20 protein-coding genes are annotated in these 20,411 nt (G+C 52.5%); 7 read left to right on the forward strand and 13 right to left on the reverse strand.

Annotation, left to right across the window (positions count from 1 at the left end):
- The first annotated feature begins 117 nt into the window (after positions 1–117).
- From ttrB to ttrA, 3 genes are read left to right on the forward strand one after another with little or no spacing between them, the layout of a single operon-like run.
- A complete protein-coding gene (gene ttrB / locus HV314_RS14125) occupies positions 118–852 on the forward strand; it encodes a tetrathionate reductase subunit TtrB (RefSeq protein ID WP_049281882.1) in 735 nt (244 codons plus the stop codon).
- A complete protein-coding gene (gene ttrC / locus HV314_RS14130; RefSeq protein ID WP_103928154.1) occupies positions 853–1,875 on the forward strand; it encodes a tetrathionate reductase subunit TtrC in 1,023 nt (340 codons plus the stop codon).
- Entirely contained in the window at positions 1,868–4,939 is a 3,072-nt protein-coding gene (ttrA, locus tag HV314_RS14135) for a tetrathionate reductase subunit TtrA (protein WP_181545890.1), read from the forward strand. Before ttrC ends, ttrA begins: the two co-directional genes overlap by 8 nt.
- 74 nt (positions 4,940–5,013) lie before the next feature.
- Here ttrA and HV314_RS14140 read toward each other — a convergent pair whose 3' ends face one another.
- Genes HV314_RS14140 through HV314_RS14150 form a run of 3 tightly spaced genes read right to left on the reverse strand, consistent with a single transcriptional unit; the run spans position 5,014 to position 7,531 of the window.
- Positions 5,014–5,826, reverse strand: coding sequence for a MetQ/NlpA family ABC transporter substrate-binding protein (locus HV314_RS14140; RefSeq protein ID WP_003029358.1), 813 nt, complete (start codon positions 5,824–5,826; stop codon positions 5,014–5,016).
- Positions 5,827–5,847: 21 nt separating this feature from the next.
- Positions 5,848–6,516, reverse strand: coding sequence for a methionine ABC transporter permease (locus HV314_RS14145; RefSeq protein WP_016152914.1), 669 nt, complete (start codon positions 6,514–6,516; stop codon positions 5,848–5,850).
- The gene (locus HV314_RS14150) at positions 6,509–7,531 is read right to left on the reverse strand and encodes a methionine ABC transporter ATP-binding protein (protein WP_181545892.1); all 1,023 of its coding nucleotides are present in this window, start codon (positions 7,529–7,531) and stop codon (positions 6,509–6,511) included. The genes HV314_RS14145 and HV314_RS14150 overlap by 8 nt, the downstream gene beginning before the upstream one ends.
- A 339-nt stretch (positions 7,532–7,870) precedes the next feature.
- Between HV314_RS14150 and ynhH the strand changes: the two genes are divergently transcribed.
- The 3 genes from ynhH to lpp all read left to right on the forward strand — a co-directional run bounded on the left by ynhH (position 7,871) and on the right by lpp (position 10,067).
- Entirely contained in the window at positions 7,871–8,101 is a 231-nt protein-coding gene (gene ynhH, locus HV314_RS27620; RefSeq protein WP_419095934.1) for a protein YnhH, read from the forward strand.
- 7 nt (positions 8,102–8,108) lie between these two features.
- Positions 8,109–9,521: a pyruvate kinase PykF gene (pykF, locus tag HV314_RS14155; RefSeq protein ID WP_016152912.1), complete on the forward strand. Its 1,413-nt coding sequence runs from the start codon at positions 8,109–8,111 to the stop codon at positions 9,519–9,521.
- Positions 9,522–9,830: 309 nt separating this feature from the next.
- Positions 9,831–10,067 (forward strand): murein lipoprotein Lpp, encoded by a 237-nt coding sequence (gene lpp, locus HV314_RS14160; RefSeq protein WP_003029373.1) that lies wholly within the window; start codon positions 9,831–9,833, stop codon positions 10,065–10,067.
- 68 nt (positions 10,068–10,135) lie between these two features.
- Here the strand turns inward: lpp and ldtE are convergent, their stop codons facing one another.
- The 9 genes from ldtE to HV314_RS14205 form a co-directional block, all read right to left on the reverse strand.
- Positions 10,136–11,140, reverse strand: coding sequence for a L,D-transpeptidase LdtE (gene ldtE / locus HV314_RS14165; protein WP_181545894.1), 1,005 nt, complete (start codon positions 11,138–11,140; stop codon positions 10,136–10,138).
- A gap of 118 nt (positions 11,141–11,258) precedes the next feature.
- Positions 11,259–11,675 carry a cysteine desulfuration protein SufE gene (gene sufE / locus HV314_RS14170; protein ID WP_016152910.1) on the reverse strand — a complete coding sequence of 139 codons (417 nt, stop codon included), beginning with the start codon at positions 11,673–11,675 and terminating at the stop codon, positions 11,259–11,261.
- Between the two features lie 12 nt (positions 11,676–11,687).
- Positions 11,688–12,908 carry a cysteine desulfurase SufS gene (gene sufS / locus HV314_RS14175; RefSeq protein ID WP_181545896.1) on the reverse strand — a complete coding sequence of 407 codons (1,221 nt, stop codon included), beginning with the start codon at positions 12,906–12,908 and terminating at the stop codon, positions 11,688–11,690.
- On the reverse strand, positions 12,905–14,176 hold the full coding sequence (gene sufD / locus HV314_RS14180) for a Fe-S cluster assembly protein SufD (RefSeq protein ID WP_131379204.1): 1,272 nt from the start codon (positions 14,174–14,176) through the stop codon (positions 12,905–12,907). The genes sufS and sufD overlap by 4 nt, the downstream gene beginning before the upstream one ends.
- Entirely contained in the window at positions 14,151–14,897 is a 747-nt protein-coding gene (gene sufC / locus HV314_RS14185) for a Fe-S cluster assembly ATPase SufC (RefSeq protein WP_019076682.1), read from the reverse strand. Before sufC ends, sufD begins: the two co-directional genes overlap by 26 nt.
- 16 nt (positions 14,898–14,913) lie before the next feature.
- Positions 14,914–16,401, reverse strand: a complete 1,488-nt coding sequence (sufB, locus tag HV314_RS14190; RefSeq protein WP_016152906.1) for a Fe-S cluster assembly protein SufB — start codon at positions 16,399–16,401, stop codon at positions 14,914–14,916.
- An 8-nt stretch (positions 16,402–16,409) separates the two neighbouring features.
- Positions 16,410–16,778 carry a Fe-S cluster assembly scaffold SufA gene (gene sufA / locus HV314_RS14195; protein ID WP_016152905.1) on the reverse strand — a complete coding sequence of 123 codons (369 nt, stop codon included), beginning with the start codon at positions 16,776–16,778 and terminating at the stop codon, positions 16,410–16,412.
- Between the two features lie 342 nt (positions 16,779–17,120).
- Positions 17,121–17,897, reverse strand: coding sequence for a hypothetical protein (locus HV314_RS14200; RefSeq protein ID WP_181545898.1), 777 nt, complete (start codon positions 17,895–17,897; stop codon positions 17,121–17,123).
- A 376-nt stretch (positions 17,898–18,273) separates the two neighbouring features.
- Positions 18,274–19,161: a LysR family transcriptional regulator gene (locus HV314_RS14205; RefSeq protein WP_016156365.1), complete on the reverse strand. Its 888-nt coding sequence runs from the start codon at positions 19,159–19,161 to the stop codon at positions 18,274–18,276.
- 122 nt (positions 19,162–19,283) lie between these two features.
- Between HV314_RS14205 and HV314_RS14210 the strand changes: the two genes are divergently transcribed.
- On the forward strand, positions 19,284–20,135 hold the full coding sequence (locus HV314_RS14210) for a Vmh family MBL fold metallo-hydrolase (RefSeq protein ID WP_181545900.1): 852 nt from the start codon (positions 19,284–19,286) through the stop codon (positions 20,133–20,135).
- Positions 20,136–20,202: 67 nt separating this feature from the next.
- On the opposite strand, the gene HV314_RS14215 is transcribed toward HV314_RS14210, so the two are convergent.
- Positions 20,203–20,391, reverse strand: coding sequence for a YdiH family protein (locus HV314_RS14215; protein WP_029139522.1), 189 nt, complete (start codon positions 20,389–20,391; stop codon positions 20,203–20,205).
- Between the last annotated feature and the right edge of the window lie 20 nt (positions 20,392–20,411).

A 20,411-nucleotide genomic window follows, 5' to 3' on the forward strand; every position in this document is an offset into this window, starting at 1 on the left:
CAATAGAGTACCCCCCGTCACGATTTTTACACTGTAAATCATCAAGATTCTTTATTCATCACACGCAAACCAACGGCGTGACCAATGTTTCGTTGTTGCATCGTGACGGGAGAAAATATGGACAGCAGTAAAAGGCAGTTTCTCCAGCAACTGGGCGTCCTGACCGCTGGCGCATCACTGGTACCCTTGGCTCAGGCGCAATTTCCCTTCTCGCCTGAACGCCATGAAGGCTCACTTCAGCATCGCTACGCCATGCTGGTTGACCTGCGACGCTGTATCGGCTGCCAAGCCTGTACTGTCAGTTGCGCCATTGAAAACCAGACGCCGCAGGGTGAATTTCGCACCCTCGTTAACCAGTACCAGGTGCAGATTGAAGGTCAGCAGAGCGTCACCAACGTCCTGCTGCCGCGGCTGTGCAACCATTGTGATAATCCTCCCTGCGTGCCCGTTTGCCCGGTACAGGCTACCTTCCAACGCGAAGACGGCATTGTGGTGGTCGACAACACGCGCTGCGTGGGCTGCGCCTACTGCGTGCAGGCCTGCCCTTATGATGCGCGGTTCATCAACCATGAAACACAAACCGCCGATAAATGTACCTTTTGCGTTCACCGCCTCGAAGCTGGCCTGCTCCCGGCCTGCGTGGAATCCTGCGTCGGCGGCGCGCGCATCATAGGCGATATCAAAGATCCGCACAGCCGGATTTCTCAAATGCTGCGTGAACACCATGGCGCCATCAAAGTCCTGAAACCGGAAAACGGGACATCACCGCACGTGTTCTATCTGGGTCTGGACGAAGCGTTTGTAACCCCGTTGATGGGACGTGCTCAACCCGCTCTCTGGCAGGAGGTTTAAATGAACCATTCACTGGTTATTGAAGAGGTTCTGGCCCATCCCCAGGACGTAAGCTGGTTACCCTGGGCCGTACAATATTTCTTTTTCATCGGCATTGCCGCCTGCGCCGCGCTGTTCGCCTGCGTACTTCACTGGCGTAAACAAGAGATGCCGGAGCTGGAAAATCTGACGCTGTTAATCGCCCTGACCTGCGCGATTACCGCGCCGCTGGCGCTGACCGCTGACTTACACCAAACCGCCCGCGTCTGGCATTTCTACGCCTGGCCGACGCCGTGGTCCTGGATGCCCTGGGGCGCGCTGTTTTTACCGCTCTTTACCGGCTTCTTAGGTCTGTGGTTTCTGGCGCAGCATGTTAAACGGTTAACGCTTAAAAGTTACAGTGTCACTAAGTGGCTGGCGATAGGTAGCGCCTTGTCAGCCATCGGGTTGCTGGTATACACCGGCCGCGAAGTGTCGGTCGTGCAGGCGCGTCCCGTCTGGTTCAGCTACGCCTTTCCGGTTGCGATGTTCCTCAGCGCGCTGCAAACGTTTCTCGCCCTGCTCATCGCCGCGGCAAAACGCGAGGGAACATTGGCCCGCAAACTGGCGTGGGGGCAGACAGTCACCCTGATGGTACTGGCTTTGGTCGTGGTGATATGGATGAGCGGCAACACGCTTTCCGGTTCGGCTATTCGCCAATGGCTGAACGTTGCCCCATTAGCACGACAATACGCTATCGGTTGGGTTGCGCTATGGCTTGTTTCGCTTGTCCTGTGCGGGCTGGTGCTCCGTAACCCCTTATCGCTGCCGCTGCGCATATTACTTGCATTTAGCGCGATGGCGTTGTGCTGGCTGATGCGCTGGACGTTACTTATCCAGGTGCAGACCATCCCGAAATTTAACGCGCTGTTTAATCCTTACACCCTGCCCGGTGGTACCGATGGCTGGCTGGCCATTGTGGGCACCTTCGGCCTGTGGATAGCACTGATCATTATTGTTCGTGAAGCCCTGAACGCGATCGCAAGGAGAATGCAACATGGCTAATTTAACCCGTCGTCAGTGGCTTAAAGTAGGCCTTGCCGTAGGTGGTATGGTGACTTTTGGCCTGAGTTATCGGGATGTGGCAAAGCGCGCGATAGACGGTTTGCTGGACGGCTCCTCGGGCAAAATTACCCGAGACCGCATCTTTGGTAACGCCCTCATCCCCGAAGCCAATGCCCAGCCGCGCTGGCAGCAGAACCCGCAGCAGGTTATCTCAATGACGCAGTGCTTCGGCTGCTGGACGCAGTGTGGCGTGCGGGTGCGCGTTGACAGCGAACAAGGCAAGGTGTTGCGCATTGCGGGCAACCCCTATCACCCATTGTCTCACGAGCACCATATTGACGCCTCCGTCCCCTTTACCACCGCAATGGAACAACTGGCGGGCGAAACGGGTCTTGACGCGCGTTCCACGGCCTGCGCCCGTGGCGCAACCTTACTTGAAGGTTTATACAGCCCGTTACGCATTCTCCAGCCCATGAAACGTGTCGGCAAACGCGGTGAGGGAAAATGGCAGCGCATCAGCTTCGAACAGCTGATCAAAGAGGTGGTGGAAGGCGGCGACTTGTTTGGTGAAGGCCACGTTGACGGCTTGCGGGCAATCCATGACACCAACACACCGCTTGATGCCAGGCATCCCGGCTTTGGCCCTAAATCCAATCAACTGCTGGTCACCAATACCAGCGATGAAGGACGTGATACATTTTTGCGCCGCTTTGCATTAAATAGTTTTGGCAGTAAAAACTTCGGCGCTCATGGCGCTTACTGTGGTCTGGCATACCGGGCCGGTTCCGGTGCGTTAATGGGCGATCTGGATAAAAACACCCACGTTAAGCCCGACTGGGACAATGTCAAATTCGCGCTATTTATGGGAACGTCTCCGGCGCAATCCGGTAACCCGTTTAAGCGCCAGGCTCGCCAACTGGCCAGCGCCCGTTTACGCGACGACTTCCGTTATGTGGTGGTGGCGCCGGCCCTGCCATTGACCACGGTGCAGGCTGACAATCGCGGCCACTGGCAGCCTGTACGTCCGGGAAGTGACTCCGCGCTGGCGATGGGGATGATCCGTTGGATTATCGAAAAACAGCGTTATAACGCCGATTATCTCACCATTCCCGGCGTACAGGCCATGCAGCAGGCCGGAGAAAAAAGCTGGACTAACGCCACGCATCTGGTGATTACCGATGAGCTTCCAACCCTTGCCGGACAGCATTTAACCCTCGCGCACTTGAGTGCAAACGCCGCCCAGGAGCCGGTGGTCATTAACGAGGCCGGCGAAATTGTCGCCGCCAGCAGTTGCCCACGCGCGCAGCTGTTCGTCACCCGCCAGGTCACGCTGGCAGACGGTCAGACGGTGACGGTAAAAAGCAGCTTCCAGTGTCTGAAAGAGTCCGCCGGGAGACTAACGCTGACGCAGTACAGCCAGCAATGCGGTGTGTCTGAAGCTGACATTGGCGCCCTGGCCGACGCGTTTACCCGCCATGGCCGCCAGGCAGCGGTGATTACGCACGGTGGAATGATGGCAGGCAATGGATTTTATAACGCCTGGGCGGTGATGATGCTCAATGCGCTGATTGGCAATCTCAGTCTTGAAGGCGGCGTATTTGTCGGCGGCGGCAAGTTCAATGGCGCCACCGACGGTCCGCGCTACAACATGGACAGCTTCGCCGGGAAGGTAAAACCAAAAGGATTAAGCATCGCGCGCAGTAAAACTGCTTATGAGTCTTCCGAAGAGTATCGCAATAAGGTGGCGGCCGGACAATCGCCCTTCCCGGCCAAAGCCCCGTGGTATCCGTTTGTCGCAGGCCAGCTTACCGAACTCCTCGTCTCGGCGCTGGAAGGCTACCCTTATCCGCTGAAAGCCTGGATCTCAAACATGACCAACCCGTTCTACGGCATCGCAGGGTTGCGCGGCGTGGCGGAAGAAAAGCTCAAGGATCCTGCGCGTCTGCCGCTGTTTATCGCTATTGACGCCTTTATGAACGAAACCACGGCGCTGGCTGATTACATCGTGCCGGATACCCACAACTTCGAAAGTTGGGGATTCAGCGCCCCGTGGGCCGGCGTTGCCAGTAAAGTCACCACCGCGCGTTGGCCGGTAGTGACAGCGGCAACCAGCAGAACCGCTGATGGTCAACCCGCCTCGATGGAATCTTTCTGTATCGCAGTGGCAAAACGTATCGGGCTCCCCGGATTTGGTGACAATGCGATTACCGATCCGCAGGGCAATCACTATCCGTTGAATCGTGCGGAAGATTACTACCTGCGACTCGCCGCCAATATTGCGTTTATGGGCAAAGCGCCGGTCGCTGAAGCGCAACCGGAAGACATAGCGCTGACTGGGGTACAGCGGATCGTGCCAGTGATGACCCAAACGCTGAAAGCCGATGAAATCAGCCGGGTGGCGTTTATCTACTCCCGCGGTGGGCGTTTTGCGCCAGACAACAGCGGGCGAGATGAGAATCGGATAGGCAATGCGTGGGAAAAACCGCTACAAATCTGGAATGCGGACGTCGCCGCGCACCGCCATGCAATTACCGGCGAGCGCTACAGCGGCTGCCCGGCCTGGTATCCTTCACGCCTGTCAGATGGGCGTGCGGTCGAGGAGTTGTTCCCGGAACAAGAGTGGCCGCTGAAACTGATTTCTTTTAAATCCAATACCATGTCCAGCGCCACGGCGGTGATCCCACGTTTGCATCATCTGAAGCCGGTTAATCTGGTGGCGCTCAATCCGCAGGATGGTCAACGATATGGTTTAGCGCACGGCGATATGGTGCGTATCACCACGCCTGGCGGTCAGGCGCAGGCGCAGATAAGCCTGCTTAATGGCGTGATGCCGGGCGTGATCGCCATTGAACACGGTTATGGGCATAAAGAAATGGGCGCGGCGCAGCATACGCTCGACGGCAAGCCGATGGCGTTTGACGCACAAATAAGGTCGGGGATTAATCTCAACGATTTGGGCTTTGCGGATCCTACCCGGCAGGTAGCCAATACCTGGCTTGACTGGGTGTCAGGTGCAGCGGTGCGCCAGGGGTTGCCAGCGAGGATTGAGCGAGTGAAACTCTAACGCCGGATGGCCACGCCCACGCGTTTTATCCGGCCTACAGAACGTCGTAGGCCGGATAAGGCAACGCCAGCGGATCAGTTATTTACCGGGATCACCGCACCTTTATATTTGGTGCGGATCCAGTCCTGGATCTCTTTTGAGTGCAGGACATCAACCAGCGCCACGATATCTTTTTTCTTCTCGTCGCCACGATGCACGGTAATGATGTTGGCATACGGGTTGTTTTCACCACTTTCGACGGCGATAGGATCTTTTACCGGATCCAGCCCGGCGTCGATGGCGTAGTTGGCGTTAATCACCACCGCATCGCCTTCGTCGTTGTTATACATCTGCGGTAACAGCGCGGCTTCCACGTTAGGCAGGAACTTCAGTTTTTTCGGGTTCTCGACGATATCGCTAATGCGCGCGGTGACTTTATCCACGCCCGGTTTCAGCTTGATTACGCCCTCTTTTTCGAAAATCGACAGAATACGGCCTTCCTCAGATACCGCATCGCGCATGATGACCTTGCCGCCTTCCGGCAGATCTTTAAGCGATTTCACTTTTTTCGAATAGATCCCAATTGGCTCAATGTGAATCGCTCCGGCACTGACGAAATCATAGGTTTTATCGCCCGCATGATCTTTAATCACGCTGTTCAGGTACGGAATATGCTGGAAGTAGTTAGCGTCAATCTCACGGCCAGCCAGCGCGGTGTTGGGCAGAATGTAATCCTGGAACGGTTTAATCTCTAAATCGATCCCCTGCTTCGCCAGAATAGGCTTAGCCTGCTCAAGGATCTCCGCGTGCGGCACGTTTGAGGCGCCAACGGTCAGAGTATCGGCCCAGGAGGCAAAGCTCAGGGCGCTTAAGGTTGCTGCGGCGAGTAACGTCAGTGATTTTTTCATGATAATGGTTTCCGTATTTTATTAGCGTTTATCTAACAGAGAGGTGATCACATCGCCGCAAAGCTGGATGATGAAGACAATGAGCAAAATCGTCACCGTCGCCACCAGCGTGACGTCGCTGTGGTTGCGCTGGAATCCTTCCAGATAAGCCAAATTCCCTAAACCACCGGCGCCAATCACCCCTGCCATCGCGCTGTAGCTGACCAGCGCAATCAGCGTCACGGTGATCCCGGACACCAGAGCAGGAGAGGATTCCGGCAGTAAAACCCGAAAAATAAGCGTGCTTAGCCGTGCGCCCATCGAACGCGTCGCTTCAATAACGCCTTTGTCGACTTCACGCAGGGCAATTTCGACCAGACGCGCATAAAACGGTGCGGCCCCTACGATCAGCGCAGGCAACGCGGCATTAGCGCCGAGAATGGTGCCAACCATCGCTTTGGTAAACGGGATCAGCAGCACGATCAGAATGATGAACGGGATGGAACGAAAGATATTCACCACCAGCGAAATAACGCTATACACCGCGCGATTGTGAAACAGTCCGCCGCGTGCGGTCAGGAACAGCGCCAGACCAAGTGCAACGCCCAGGACAAAGGTCGCTGCGCCAGAAAGGACCGTCATATAGAGCGTTTCCTGGGTTGCTGCCAGCAGTTGCTCCCACTTCAGATGAGGAAACAGTTCTTCAGCCATGGTTGATCACCTCGCCTTCAATGTCGCTCTGGTGCAGATCGGCCAAAATATTGTTCAATTGTTCCTCAGAGGCCACAACGTGCACCCAAAGCTGACCAAACACGCCGTGCGCGGTTTGCGTCATCTTGCCGTGTAAAATGTTAAACGGCAGGCCATAGCGCAGGGTCAATTCGCCAACCACAGGCCGATGCGTACGTTGCCCGGTAAACGTTAGCTTGATCACCACACCGCCCAGCTCGCTGGCCAACTGTGGGTTAAACTCGTCTTCCTCGGTGTACTGACTCACCTGACGAACAAACTGTCGGGTGATCGGCTGCTGCGGATGGGTAAAGACGTTGAGCACGTCGCCTTCCTCAACGACCCTGCCGTTTTCCATTACCGCGACGCGATCGCAGATTTTTCTTACCACGTGCATTTCATGCGTGATCAGCACAATGGTTAATTTGAAGCGGCGATTAATATCGAGCAGCAAATCGAGGATCTGATCGGTAGTTTGCGGATCCAGCGCCGAAGTGGCTTCATCACACAGCAGAACGTCAGGATTGTTCGCCAGCGCACGGGCAATTCCTACCCGCTGTTTTTGCCCACCGCTAAGCTGGGACGGATACGCATTTTCACGACCGCTCAGCCCCACCAGCGAAATCAGTTCAGCAACTCGCGCTTTAATTGATGCTTTTGGCGCTCCAGCAATTTGCATAGAGAACGCAATATTTTCACTAACCGTTCGTGACCACAGCAAATTGAAGTGTTGAAACACCATGCTGATTTTCAGTCGCGCCTGACGTAAAGATTCCCCACGGGCGGCAGAGATATCGTGGCCGTTAATCGTTACGCTGCCTGAAGTCGGTTTTTCCAGACCATTAAGTAAGCGTATTAAGGTGCTTTTCCCCGCCCCGCTGTAACCAATAATTCCGTAAATCTGTCCCTGTTCAACCGTCAGGTTGACGTTATCGACAGCGGTAATGGCAAGCCTGCCTGGCGTAAACACTTTCGAAATATTTTTCAGGACAATCATGTCGTTTAGGTATCCGCTGCTGCTTATTGTTCTGCTGCTAGCGCTTTTGGCTGTTTAGCAGTATGGATGTCCAAACGAGTGTAATCAGTGAGATTGGCTTTTAAAATGAATTAAAACGCATTTGATATAACTTTTAGAAATATGTCGGTTTGGTCGGCGTTATACACAAAAAGTCAGGGATTGGGATGACAATTACACCTTGTTGCGCAACAAATTGCGGCTGCGAACAACCTCTTTATCCATACCTGGAAACAAATTAATGAATATTTTCTGTAAAACTGCACAGAAGTGTTTTGAAACGCTGTTTCCATTTTCCTTTTTGATAATTTTCAGCGTATAATGCGCGCCAATTGTCTCTTGAATGGTTTCAGCACATTGACCTGTAAAACTCAACGACTACAAAACTCACCATCCCGTTGGGCTGAAACACAAGCACACATTCCTCTGCACGCTCTTTCGATGTCACCTATCCTTAGTGCGAGGCATCACAACTTTCGTAACTCAGGTTTAGCTTCCCGTCCGTGCGCGGCGGGAGCCAGATTTCCATATCCTTCTCAACTTAAAGACTAAGACTGTCATGAAAAAGACGAAAATTGTTTGCACCATCGGTCCGAAAACCGAATCCGAAGAGATGTTAACCAAAATGCTGGACGCGGGCATGAACGTCATGCGTCTGAACTTCTCCCACGGGGACTATGAAGAACACGGTCAGCGCATCAAGAATTTGCGCAACGTCATGAGCAAAACCGGCAAGAAAGCCGCAATCCTGCTCGACACCAAAGGTCCGGAAATCCGTACCATCAAACTGGAAGGCGGTAACGACGTTTCCCTGAAAGCGGGCCAAACCTTCACCTTCACCACCGACAAATCCGTTGTCGGCAACAACGAAATCGTTGCTGTTACTTATGAAGGCTTCACTAAAGATCTGTCCGTCGGCAATACCGTTCTGGTTGACGATGGTCTGATCGGCATGGAAGTTACCGCTATCGAAGGTAACAAAGTTATCTGTAAAGTGCTGAACAACGGCGACTTGGGCGAAAACAAAGGCGTTAACCTGCCGGGCGTTTCCATCGCGCTGCCAGCACTGGCTGAAAAAGACAAACAGGACCTGATCTTCGGTTGCGAGCAAGGCGTTGACTTCGTTGCAGCATCCTTTATCCGTAAACGTTCTGACGTCGTTGAAATCCGTGAGCACCTGAAAGCGCACGGCGGCGAAAACATCCAGATCATCTCCAAAATCGAAAACCAGGAAGGCCTGAACAACTTCGACGAAATCCTCGAAGCATCTGACGGCATCATGGTTGCTCGTGGCGACATGGGCGTTGAGATCCCGGTTGAAGAAGTTATCTTCGCGCAGAAGATGATCATCGAAAAATGTATCCGTGCACGTAAAGTCGTTATCACTGCGACCCAGATGCTGGACTCCATGATCAAAAACCCGCGTCCGACCCGCGCTGAAGCCGGTGACGTAGCGAACGCCATCCTCGACGGTACCGATGCAGTCATGCTGTCTGGCGAGTCTGCAAAAGGTAAATACCCGCTGGAAGCCGTCACCATCATGGCAACCATCTGTGAGCGTACCGACCGCGTGATGACCAGCCGTCTGGACTTCAACAACGACAGCCGCAAACTGCGCATCACCGAAGCCGTTTGCCGTGGCGCGGTTGAAACTGCAGAAAAACTGGATGCTCCGCTGATCGTTGTAGCAACCCAGGGCGGTAAATCTGCTCGCGCAGTACGTAAATACTTCCCGGATGCCACCATCCTGGCGCTGACCACCAACGAAACTACCGCGCGTCAGCTGGTGCTGAGCAAAGGCGTTGTTGCACAGGTAGTTAAAGAAATCAGCTCTACCGATGATTTCTATCGTCTGGGTAAAGAAGTCGCTCTGGAAAGCGGTCTGGCTCAGAAAGGTGACGTTGTGGTGATGGTTTCCGGTGCACTGGTTCCGAGCGGCACGACCAACACGGCATCCGTTCACGTACTGTAATAATTCCAACGCGAATTAATTTGCTTAAAAAAGCGCCCTGGTGGCGCTTTTTTTATTTTATCGATAGCTACAATTAATAAAAAATCAAATCGGATTTCACTATCTAATCCGTGATTATCTAAGATGAATCCGATGGAAGCTTTCTGTTTTCACTCGGGTTTTTAGCCGTTTTTGCACAATTCGATGCTTCTTTGAGCGAACGATCAAAAATAAGTGCATTCCCATCAAAAAAATATTCTCAACATAAAAAACTTTGTGTAATACTTGTAACGCTACATGGAGATTAACTCAATCTAGAGGGTATTAATAATGAATCGTACTAAACTGGTACTGGGCGCGGTAATCCTGGGTTCTACTCTGCTGGCAGGTTGCTCCAGCAACGCTAAAATCGATCAGCTGTCTTCTGACGTTCAGACTCTGAACGCTAAAGTTGACCAGCTGAGCAACGACGTGAACGCAATGCGTTCCGACGTTCAGGCTGCTAAAGATGACGCAGCTCGCGCTAACCAGCGTCTGGACAACGCAGCTACTAAATACCGCAAGTAATAGTATCTGTGTAATAAAAATGGCGCACATTGTGCGCCATTTTTTTTGCTCTGAATTTCCCTTCCCTGTTATTGCGTAACACGCACCTCTGCATCCTCTCCCGGCACGCCATTCTGTGCAGACTTCACTTCCGCGCCATTGCTTACGACCGACGCTTGCCCGGCCGTTACGGTGACCGGATAGCCCGCACGACGATACAAGGCTCTTTCCACCAAACTGTTATCCACGGCTTTATTGTCTTTAAACTGGGTAAAACCGGCTGGCAGCACATACGGCATGGTCTGGACGTTTTGCTCCTCTTCCGGCGACAGCGGTCGATGCACCTCGACATAGCGCATTCCGTTCGGCTCTATCGAATATTTTATCGGCTCATTAATCACCCGAACCGGCGTTCCTGTCCGGACCTGAGCAAACAGTGCTTTGATATCCGGCGCATTCATGCGAATACACCCAGAACTTACGCGCAGCCCCACGCTGTCCGGCGCACTGGTGCCATGGATCAGATATTCACCGTTTCCATGCGCCAGACGCAGTGCAAAGCGTCCTAACGGGTTATTTGGCCCGGCAGGTACTACCGGCGGTAATGTTATGCCGCGCTCCAAAGAGCGTTTACGGATGCCTGCTGTAGGGGTCCAGGTCGGATTCGGGATTTTCTGCCCAACCCGGGTTTCCATTACCGGCGTTTCCAGCCCCTGCAAACCGATACCAATTGGGAAAACCTGAACAATATTCTCTCCCGGCGGGAAGTAATACAGACGCAGTTCCGCCAAATTCACAATAATGCCTTCTCGGGGTGCATCCGGTAGCAGTAATTGCGAGGGAATAGTAATCAGCGTTCCGGGTTTAGGTACGGGGGCAATCGTATTATTGGCTTCAAGGATCAGCATTGCGGCGGTATCAAACTTACGGGCAATCGCCTGTAGGTTTTTATCGCCTTCCTGCACGGTGTAGGTTTGATTTTGCCCAACAAGACGGCTGTTCGCCTGAGGCAAAGGATAATCGACCGCCCATGCGGCCTGAATAGCGCTGTAAGCGCCGATTAGCATTAACGTAATAACAGACGCGCGTTTCATACTCACCCCCCTGGCGTTCCTGCCGGACGGCGTCGAGCGCCCGATCCGGCCTACGAGTCACTGCGTTGCACTACCTCACTCTTTCACGTCGAGCTGAAAATTGACGTGTTTTATCAGTTTAGCTAAGAGTTGCGGCTTTGGTGCGAATAGCCCGAATCATCGCCTCCAGCCCTTGTGAACGAGACGGTGTGAGATGCTGTGCGAGCGCCATTTTTTCAAACCACGGACGCACATCAAAATTCACAATATCCTGGGCCGTCATGCGGTCATATAAAATGAATACGACAGCGATAAGCCCTTTCACAATTGCCGCATCGCTGTCGCCCTGTAATTCAATAATTCCTTCAGCATTCTGACGCATGACAATCCATACCTGACTTTGACAGCCCTGGATGCTATTTTCCGTATTACGATCGTCGTCGTTTAATTCCGGCAAACGCTGACCCAGTTCAATAATGTACAGGTATTTCTCTTCCCAATTAGCGCAACGCAGAAAATTACGCAACAACTTTTCTTTATCCGGTAGCGCAGCCATAACGCCTCCCTGTTATCCCAGTAAGTGATGAATACGCTTGAGGCCCGTTACCAGGCGATCCACTTCTTCGTGGGTGTTGTACATGGCAATCGACGCCCGGCACATCGCAGGAACGTTATAGTAGGCCATCAGCGGCATAGCGCAGTGATGCCCTGTTCGCACGGCGATGCCATAGTTATCAAGAAAACTCCCGACGTCATAGGCGTGATGTTTGCCGAGGTTAAAGGCAATCACCCCCAGACGATTATCCGGCCCGTAGAGCGTTAAATCCGGCACATCCGCCAGCTGTTCCAGCGCATAGCGCATTAGGAATTGTTCATATTCGCTGATTTCAGTAAGCCCCAGTGCGGAAACATATTCAATAGCCGCGCCGAGTCCAATAATTCCCCCGGTGTTTGGCGTTCCGGCTTCAAACCGCCAGGGGGCTTTGGCCCACGTCGTCCCCTGGCTCAGGCTCACCGTCGCAATCATCGATCCACCGCCTTCCCACGGCGGCATTTCCTGCAGCAACGACTCTCTGGCATACAGAACGCCAATACCGGTTGGCCCGTAGAGCTTGTGCCCAGAGAAAACATAGAAGTCGCAATCCAGCGCCTGCACATCCACCTGATGATGCATAACTGCCTGTGCGCCATCCACCAGCACTTTCGCGCCGTATTGATGCGCCAGCTCAGTCATCTCAACCAATGGGTTTTCCGTCCCCAGCACGTTAGACACATGGGTAATCGCCAGCAGTTTCGTGCGATCGTCAAACAGCGTCGGCAGCGTTTCCAGTTGCAACGTCCCCTCTGTATTGAGCGGAATAACGCGCAGTTCAGCACCTACACGGGCGCACAACATCTGCCAGGGCACAATATTGGCGTGGTGCTCCATTTCGCTGATGATAATGTTATCGCCCGCCCGCACATTGCTGCCGCCCCAGCTGTTAGCCACCAGATTGATACCTTCCGTTGTGCCGCGAACAAACACCAGTTCTTCAGCTGAACGGGCGTTGATAAACAGCGAGGCGAGCTTGCGCACATTCTCCATTTTTTCCGTGGCCTGCGCGCTCAACGTATGGATCCCGCGGTGGACCGCGGCATAGCCGTGACGGTAAAACTCGGCTTCGGCATCAATCACCTGGTTGGGCTTTTGCGCACTGGCGGCGCTATCCAGATACGCCAACGGTAAACCGTTCACTTCGCGCGTCAGGACCGGAAAATCAGCCCGCACTTTTTCAATGGGAAATGTCATGCTACGCCTCCCGGCAAGCGTTGGGCGATCCGTGCCAGGACCTGTTGTTTCAGCGTTTCCTCGCCCAGGGCTTCCGTCAGCTCAGCGGCAAACGCATAGAGAATCATTTGTTGGGCATCCTGCTGGCCGATCCCGCGCGAACGCAGATAGAACATCTGCTCGTCGTCGATCCGCCCTACCGTCGCCCCGTGGCTGCATTTCACGTCGTCGGCATAAATTTCAAGCTGCGGCTTGGTATCCACTTCCGCCAGTTTTCCGAGCAGCAAATTATTGTTGGTCATCTGACCGTCGGTTTTAATGGCGTGCTGAGCGACGTTGATCAGGCCATTGAATACCGCGCGCCCCTTATCGCTGACAATCGTTTTATGCAGTTGTCGACTGTTGCAATATCCCTTGTTGTGCGCAAGCCAGGTGCGGGTATCGCAGACTTCATTTTTCACCGGCATCGCCAGGCTGTTAAGCCTAAGCGTAGTGTTTTCGCCGTTAAGCTGGGTGCTGGTGTTATGGCGCAACACCGCATCACCGAGTAAAAAGCTGTGGCTGGCGGCCGTGGCATCAGCGCCCAACTGAATATCATTATGCGCGAAGTGGTGGCTGAGCGGATTCTCAAACGCCAGTTTGATGTGGCGCAAGTGTGCGTTTGCCGCGACGTTCATCGTTAATCGTGCACCGGTAAAATGGCGATATTCGCTGAGGCTGACATACTGTTCAATGACGGTGGCTTCTGCGCCTTCTGCCAGGTCCAGATGGTGGCGATAGTGCGCCGTGTTCACCTCATCACCCGCCAGCCCCTGGGTAATGTGCAGCAGCAGCAACGGTTTTGCCGGTCGCTGGTTACGCTTCACCTGAATGTGCGTTACACTGCGGGAGAGGCTTTCGGTCAGGTGCAGAAAGACTTCCGGTTGGATAGCCGCCGGTAGCGACTGGCGCACATCATCAACGGTAATGTTAAACCCGCTACCTTCCACGCTGTCGCTGAGCGTTGGACAGAATTGCCCGTCAACAAACACCAGGCGGACAGCATCAATAGCCGGCGCTAACGCTTCACACTGGGCGGACGTTATCTCAGTGACATGACTGACAAACTGGCTGTTGGTTAATCCTTCCAGCGGCGTGTATTTCCAGTCCTCATGCTTACGCGTTGGCAGTCCCAAACGCAGCATCTGCTGCAGGTGCTGCTGGGCATGGTACGAGCGCGTCTCCCTTTGCGTTTCAAACAGATGATGCCACTGTTGCAGCACGTTACTGCTGTTCGCTAAGCCAGCCATAACCTTGCTCCTCCAGTTGTTTGACCAGCGTGAAATCGCCGGATTTCACAATTCGCCCCTGGTAGAGAACGTGCACATAATCGGGTTTGATGTAATCCAGAATGCGCTGATAGTGGGTGACGATAATGAATGAACGTTGCCCGTCGCGCAGCGAGTTCACGCCATCCGCAACGACTTTCAGCGCGTCGATATCCAGCCCGGAGTCCGACTCATCAAGAATGCACAGCTGAGGTTCCAGCACCGCCATTTGCAAAATGTCATTACGCTTTTTCTCGCCACCGGAGAAACCAACGTTGACCGAACGCGTTAGCAAATCTTCCGGCATCTTCAATAACGCGATTTTCTCTTCCATCAGATCCTGGAAGTCAAACCTGTCCAGCGACTCTTCGCCACGGTAACTGCGCACCGCATTCAGTGCCGTTTGCAGGAAAAACTGATTACTGACGCCGGGGATTTCTACCGGATACTGAAATGCCATAAAGATCCCTTCACCGGCCCGGTCTTCGGGTGACAGTTCCAGTAAATCCTTACCGTTAAATTCTACCGTCCCGCCGGTGACTTCGTAGTCATCGCGCCCGGCGAGCGTTGCGGAAAGCGTACTTTTCCCGGAACCGTTCGGCCCCATAATGGCGTGTACCTCTCCGGGGCCAATATCCAGGCTCAGCCCACGCAGGATCGCCTTATCTTCCACACTGACCTGTAAATCTTTAATGCTTAACATGTGCTTTCCTTAAATTTTAACCGACGCTGTGTTCAAGACTTATGGCGAGAAGTTTTTGCGCTTCAACGGCAAATTCCAGCGGCAGTTCAGAGAACACGTCTTTACAGAAACCATTGACGATCATCGAAATGGCATCCTCTTCGCTGATGCCGCGCTGCAAACAGTAAAACAGCTGGTCTTCACCAATGCGCGAGGTCGTGGCTTCATGCTCAAGCTGGGCGCTGTTGTTACGACACTCCACATACGGGAAGGTGTGCGCTCCACAATCCGCGCCAATCAGCATCGAGTCGCATTGGGTATAGTTGCGGGCGTTGGTTGCGGTCGGCATGATCTTCACTAAGCCGCGATAGCTGTTTTGACTGTGTCCCGCGGAGATCCCTTTCGAGATAATGGTCGATTTGGTGTTCTTGCCGATGTGGATCATCTTGGTGCCGGTATCGGCCTGCTGATAACCACTGGTCAACGCGACGGAGTAGAATTCGCCGATAGAGTTGTCGCCGCGCAGAATACAGCTTGGGTATTTCCAGGTAATGGCCGAGCCGGTTTCCGACTGCGTCCACGACATTTTGCTGTTTTCGCCTTCGCACAGAGCGCGCTTGGTGACGAAGTTCAAAATGCCGCCGGTGTTACCATCACCAGGGAACCAGTTTTGTACCGTCGAGTATTTCACTTCGGCATCTTTGTGGATAATGACTTCCACCACCGCGGCATGCAGTTGGTAGCTATCGCGTACCGGGGCTGAACAGCCTTCGATATAGCTGACGTAACTGCCCTCATCCGCAACCAGAATGGTGCGTTCAAACTGACCGGTTTTTTCCGCATTTATACGGAAATAGGTCGACAGTTCCATTGGGCAACGCACACCTTTCGGGACATAAATAAACGTGCCGTCGGAGGCCACCGCCGCATTCAGCGCCGCAAAAAAATTGTCATTACCCGGGACAACCGTACCCAGATATTGTTTTACCAGCTCAGGGTGATCGTGAATCGCCTCACCAAACGAACAGAAAATAATGCCCTGTTCCGCCAGTTTATCGCGATAAGTTGTCGCCACCGACACCGAGTCAAAAATGGCATCAACCGCCACCTCTTTGCCTTCGCGGACCGGCACGCCAAGCTGCTCAAATGCGTCCTCAACTTCTTTACTTAAAAACGCATTCGCCCCCGTTTGCTGCACCGCGCCCGGCTCAGACGCGCAGGTTTCATCGCAATTACCGCAGGACGGCGCGGAGTAATAACTGTACTCCTGGTAGTTCAGCTTATCGTAATGCGCTTTTAGCCAGTGCGGCTCTTCCATGGTCAGCCACGCTTTAAAGGCATTCAGGCGAAATTCCAGCATCCAGTCGGGTTCATTACGTTTTGCCGAAATCGCGCGCACGACATCTTCGTTGATCCCTTTCGCCAGCTCATCGGTTTGTAGATGGGTGAAAAAGCCCTCTTTGTAATTAAGGTGCCCGCCAGCCCAGGTGTTGACATCGTCAGTTGCTTCAGTATTACGAGACATAGTACCGCCTATACCCCAAAACTTTCGCCACAGCCGCATTCGTTCTGGGCTTTCGGGTTATGAAATTTAAATAGCTGATTTAATCCTTCGCGCACGAAATCAACTTCTGTGCCGTCGATGAACGGCATCGCCTGTAACGGTACATAAAGTCTGGCCCCCTCCGTTTCAAACAGCAGATCGTCTTTTTCCGCCTGGCGAACGGTGTCCAGCACGTAGCCAAATCCCGCGCATCCCGTTTGCTTCACGCCTAAACGCACGCCTAACATGTCGGGTTGCTTTGCCACCAGCTCGCGGATGTGCGCCGCAGCCGCTGGCGTTAACGTCAGACCTCGCCAGGCAAAATCGTCCGGGTTAAATGTTCCTGAATGCAATTCCATAGGGTTACCTCGAGTCACTAGCTTTCAAGCTATAACAACATGTTAGTGATAATGATTATCACTTCAACCCCTCAACAGCAGGGGCATTCGGGTTAATCGCCCTTTTTGACCCCTTTTACTAAGCATAGACCCTGCTGCGTGGGTTAACAGGGATGGATTTTTTTGTTCAATGCATTGATTAATAATGGATTAAATAATTTCAATCGGCGAGACAGGTCGATAATCAAAAGATGTATAGAAAATGACTATTTCTGTGATAGAAGGGGTAACTTCCTCTGTCAGGCTATACCTAACCAGGGAGTTATCAGAGATGAGATTCGCAGAGCGGTGAACGGAAAAAAGTTAACGGCTGGCTAACCACCCATTGCCATTTTTCACTCGCCCGTAGGCAGGGGTTATATTATTTTCAAGCTGATAGATGATGGATAAAATAACATTTAAGTTATATCGTGTTATTTGATTATGTTCGGTTGCAAAGGATGAACTGGTTTCCACAAGATTGAAATGATTATATTCCTGCAACAGTGCTAAATTTGGCGCAATCTCAACAGGAAACTGTTTATCATTTGGTGAGGTGAAAAGATAGATATTCGCAGTTTTATGTTTATCTCTGTAGATAACATCCAGCAGCATATTATCCAGCTTATTAATATTCGCTGGCGAGATGGTGCCCATCATCTCTTGTCCGACGTGCGTCCAATATCCTTTTACAACATAGCTACCGATGTAAAACTGGGGGACTGCTGTAATGATGTTCCGAATGTTGTGCTTAATGCCGTAATACATCGACATCGACCCGCCTTTGGAAGCACCAAGAATAGTCGTGTTAGTGGGTTTCACAAAATCAATCACCCCCTGCATAAGTAGACTAACCCCCTGCTCAATATCGAAATTCATTTTATTACACAAGTAATAAGCTGGCAGACCGCCAAAATCATCTTTAATCCATAGAATTGCAGAATGGCAATGGTCAAGCATGACAAAGTCATAGATGGTAGCATCCGGGATATTAAATCCAGACATGACAATCAACAAATGCCGACAATCTCTGGAGGCTGGTTTGAATCGATAGTGAATCTGTGTCTGATTTTTATAATTGAAAACAAGATTCTCTACCATTATTTAAACCCGGTTAACGTTTCACGGTGACCAGAACAGCGCACACAGTAATGATTTACCAAAGGGTCTGTTCTGCATTCTCTGTGCGATATAAAGCGGTTATGATTCTTTAAACTTAAATGTCACCACGGCTATTTTTTGACAACATCGGTCTGCAGACTCACGGCAAGTAGGTACAATCCCGTTCAGGCACTACGTGAAGACAACAAAAAACCCTTAAGGCTGCTTGCTGGCAGGCTTAAGGGTTCCGGCCCCATCCGGCGCTTATCTCCGGCACTCACGATGGCTTAGCTCTTGAAGGGGCGATAAGAATAATCTCACTTCCGGATATGTTTTGTTTAACACAAATTGCGATTTGACTATTTTATAAGCGTATTCAATCAATTATTAGGCGCTGTTTTTCACTGAGCGCGTCCAGCAACAGGCGCAGTCCTGCAGGCTGATGCTCCCGCGAAAGATATAAACCATAAATTGGCAGGCTTTTTGGTTGAAGCTCGGGCAAGAGTCTAACCAGCTTTCCCTGTGCCAGCCCTTCCCGCGCCTCCAGTTCCGGCACCAGCGCAATGCCCGTTCCCGCCAACGCCGACTCACAGAGCAACGAAGAGATCCCGGCGCTCAAATTGCCTTTAATCGCAACAGCGGCAGCCCGCCCCTGGGCATCCAGAAAGTGCCAGGATTTTCCGGCAAACCCGCTGTAGTACAGACAATTATGCTGCGTAAGGTCGTCGATAGTCTCAGGAGTGCCATGTTGATGCAGGTACTCTACAGACGCGCACAGTACCGATTTACAGTCGCCAAGGCGACGGGCGATAGTTCCAGGTTCAGGGTTTTCCGTTATACGGATCGCCACATCAATGCGTTCTCCCACGAGGCTTACCGGTTGATTATTGATCTCCACCTCGATACGCAGTTGCGGATACTTCGTCAGAAACGCGGGCAGTACCGGCGCTAAAATATGCATAGCTGTAAAATGCGCACAGGCCACACGTAGCGTGCCAGAGGGAGTTTGCGCGGCGCTGGCGGCTCCAATATCCAGCGAAAGCTGCGCCAGAGAACGCGTTTTCACTAATGCCTCTTCACCCGCTGGCGTGATCGTCAGACGGCGCGACGAGCGATGGATAAGTCTTGCACCCGCCCATTTTTCCATCTCGTCGAGGTAACGACTGACCATCGGACGGGAAAGCCCCAGCGCACGCGCGGCGGCGCTCAGACTGCCCAAATCACAGATATGGTTGAATACCGTTGCCGCCATCACTCTGTCCATTGCATCCCATCCGATCGTTTTATGAAACTCAGCATGTCCTAATAAGGGAATTCTAACAGATCCGAATTTCCTTAAAATACAGGAACTATCAAAAGACAATTCCCTGCACAAGGATACCTGGCATGAAAGTTAAAACGCTGGCCCTGCTGTTACCTCTGTTCGCCTCTTCAGCCTTTGCCGCGACGCTACAGCTGGACGTCTACAATCCACAGGACAAGGCTATTTTCCCGGTCTCTTCAACGCTGGTTTCAGGACCGAAAGAAGCAATATTGTTTGACGCACAGTTCAGTACTAAAGATGGTGAACAGCTGGTGCAGATGATTCGCGCCAGCGGTAAAACGCTGAAGGCCATCGTGATCACCTCCGGCGATCCGGATTTCTATTTCGGACTGCAGCCTATCGTCAAAGCCTTCCCACAGGTAAAAGTCCTGGCAACACCGCACGTAGTAGAGCATATCCGTGCCACCAAAGAGGCCAAACTGCAATTCTGGGGTCCGCAAATGAAGGATGGCGCGCCAACATCGCTCACTGTTCCGCAAGCAACAACGCAAACGCATTTCACAGTTGATGGTGAAGCGCTGGAACTGCGCCACCCTAATGATTATGCAGCCTATGTCTGGATCCCGGCGAACCGTGCCATTATTGGCGGTACCGGCGTGGCGTCTGGTATACACGTCTGGACGGCGGATACGCAATCTGCAGAACAGCGTAGCGCGTGGCGTAGCGTACTGAGCGAAATGCAGAAGTTACAACCCACCCAGGTGGTCCCAGGGCATTACATCGGCGAACGCCCTGCGGGCGATAAAGCGATTCGCTTCACACAGGACTATCTGCAATCGTTTGAGCAGGCGTTAGGGGCGAAGAAAGGTTCGGATTATGTGATTAAAACCATCACCGCGGCATGGCCAGGTCTTGCAGACGCAAGTTCTCTGGAGCTAAGTGCGAAGGTTAATACTGGTGAGATGAAGTGGTGATTGAGATTTAACGCAAAAAATAACCCCGAACGCGTGTCGGGGTTTCATTACGATAAGCATACCGGAATCAATGAACGCCCATGCGCCAGGCAAAATAGATCTCTTCTTTAAGTTCAGTCGAAGAAAGCGTCAATAAATCCGCGAACTCCAGCTCCAACTGTTTCAGTCTTTTCAGGTACTGAGCTGGTGAAAGATCGGTTTTATCACGACGTAAAAACTCTATTGCCAGTTGGGCCGGGTCTAATTGGGTAGACATATCATCCTCGCTTGTGTTCA

Source organism: Citrobacter sp. RHBSTW-00887 (assembly GCF_013728095.1).
Lineage (GTDB): Bacteria > Pseudomonadota > Gammaproteobacteria > Enterobacterales > Enterobacteriaceae > Citrobacter > Citrobacter braakii.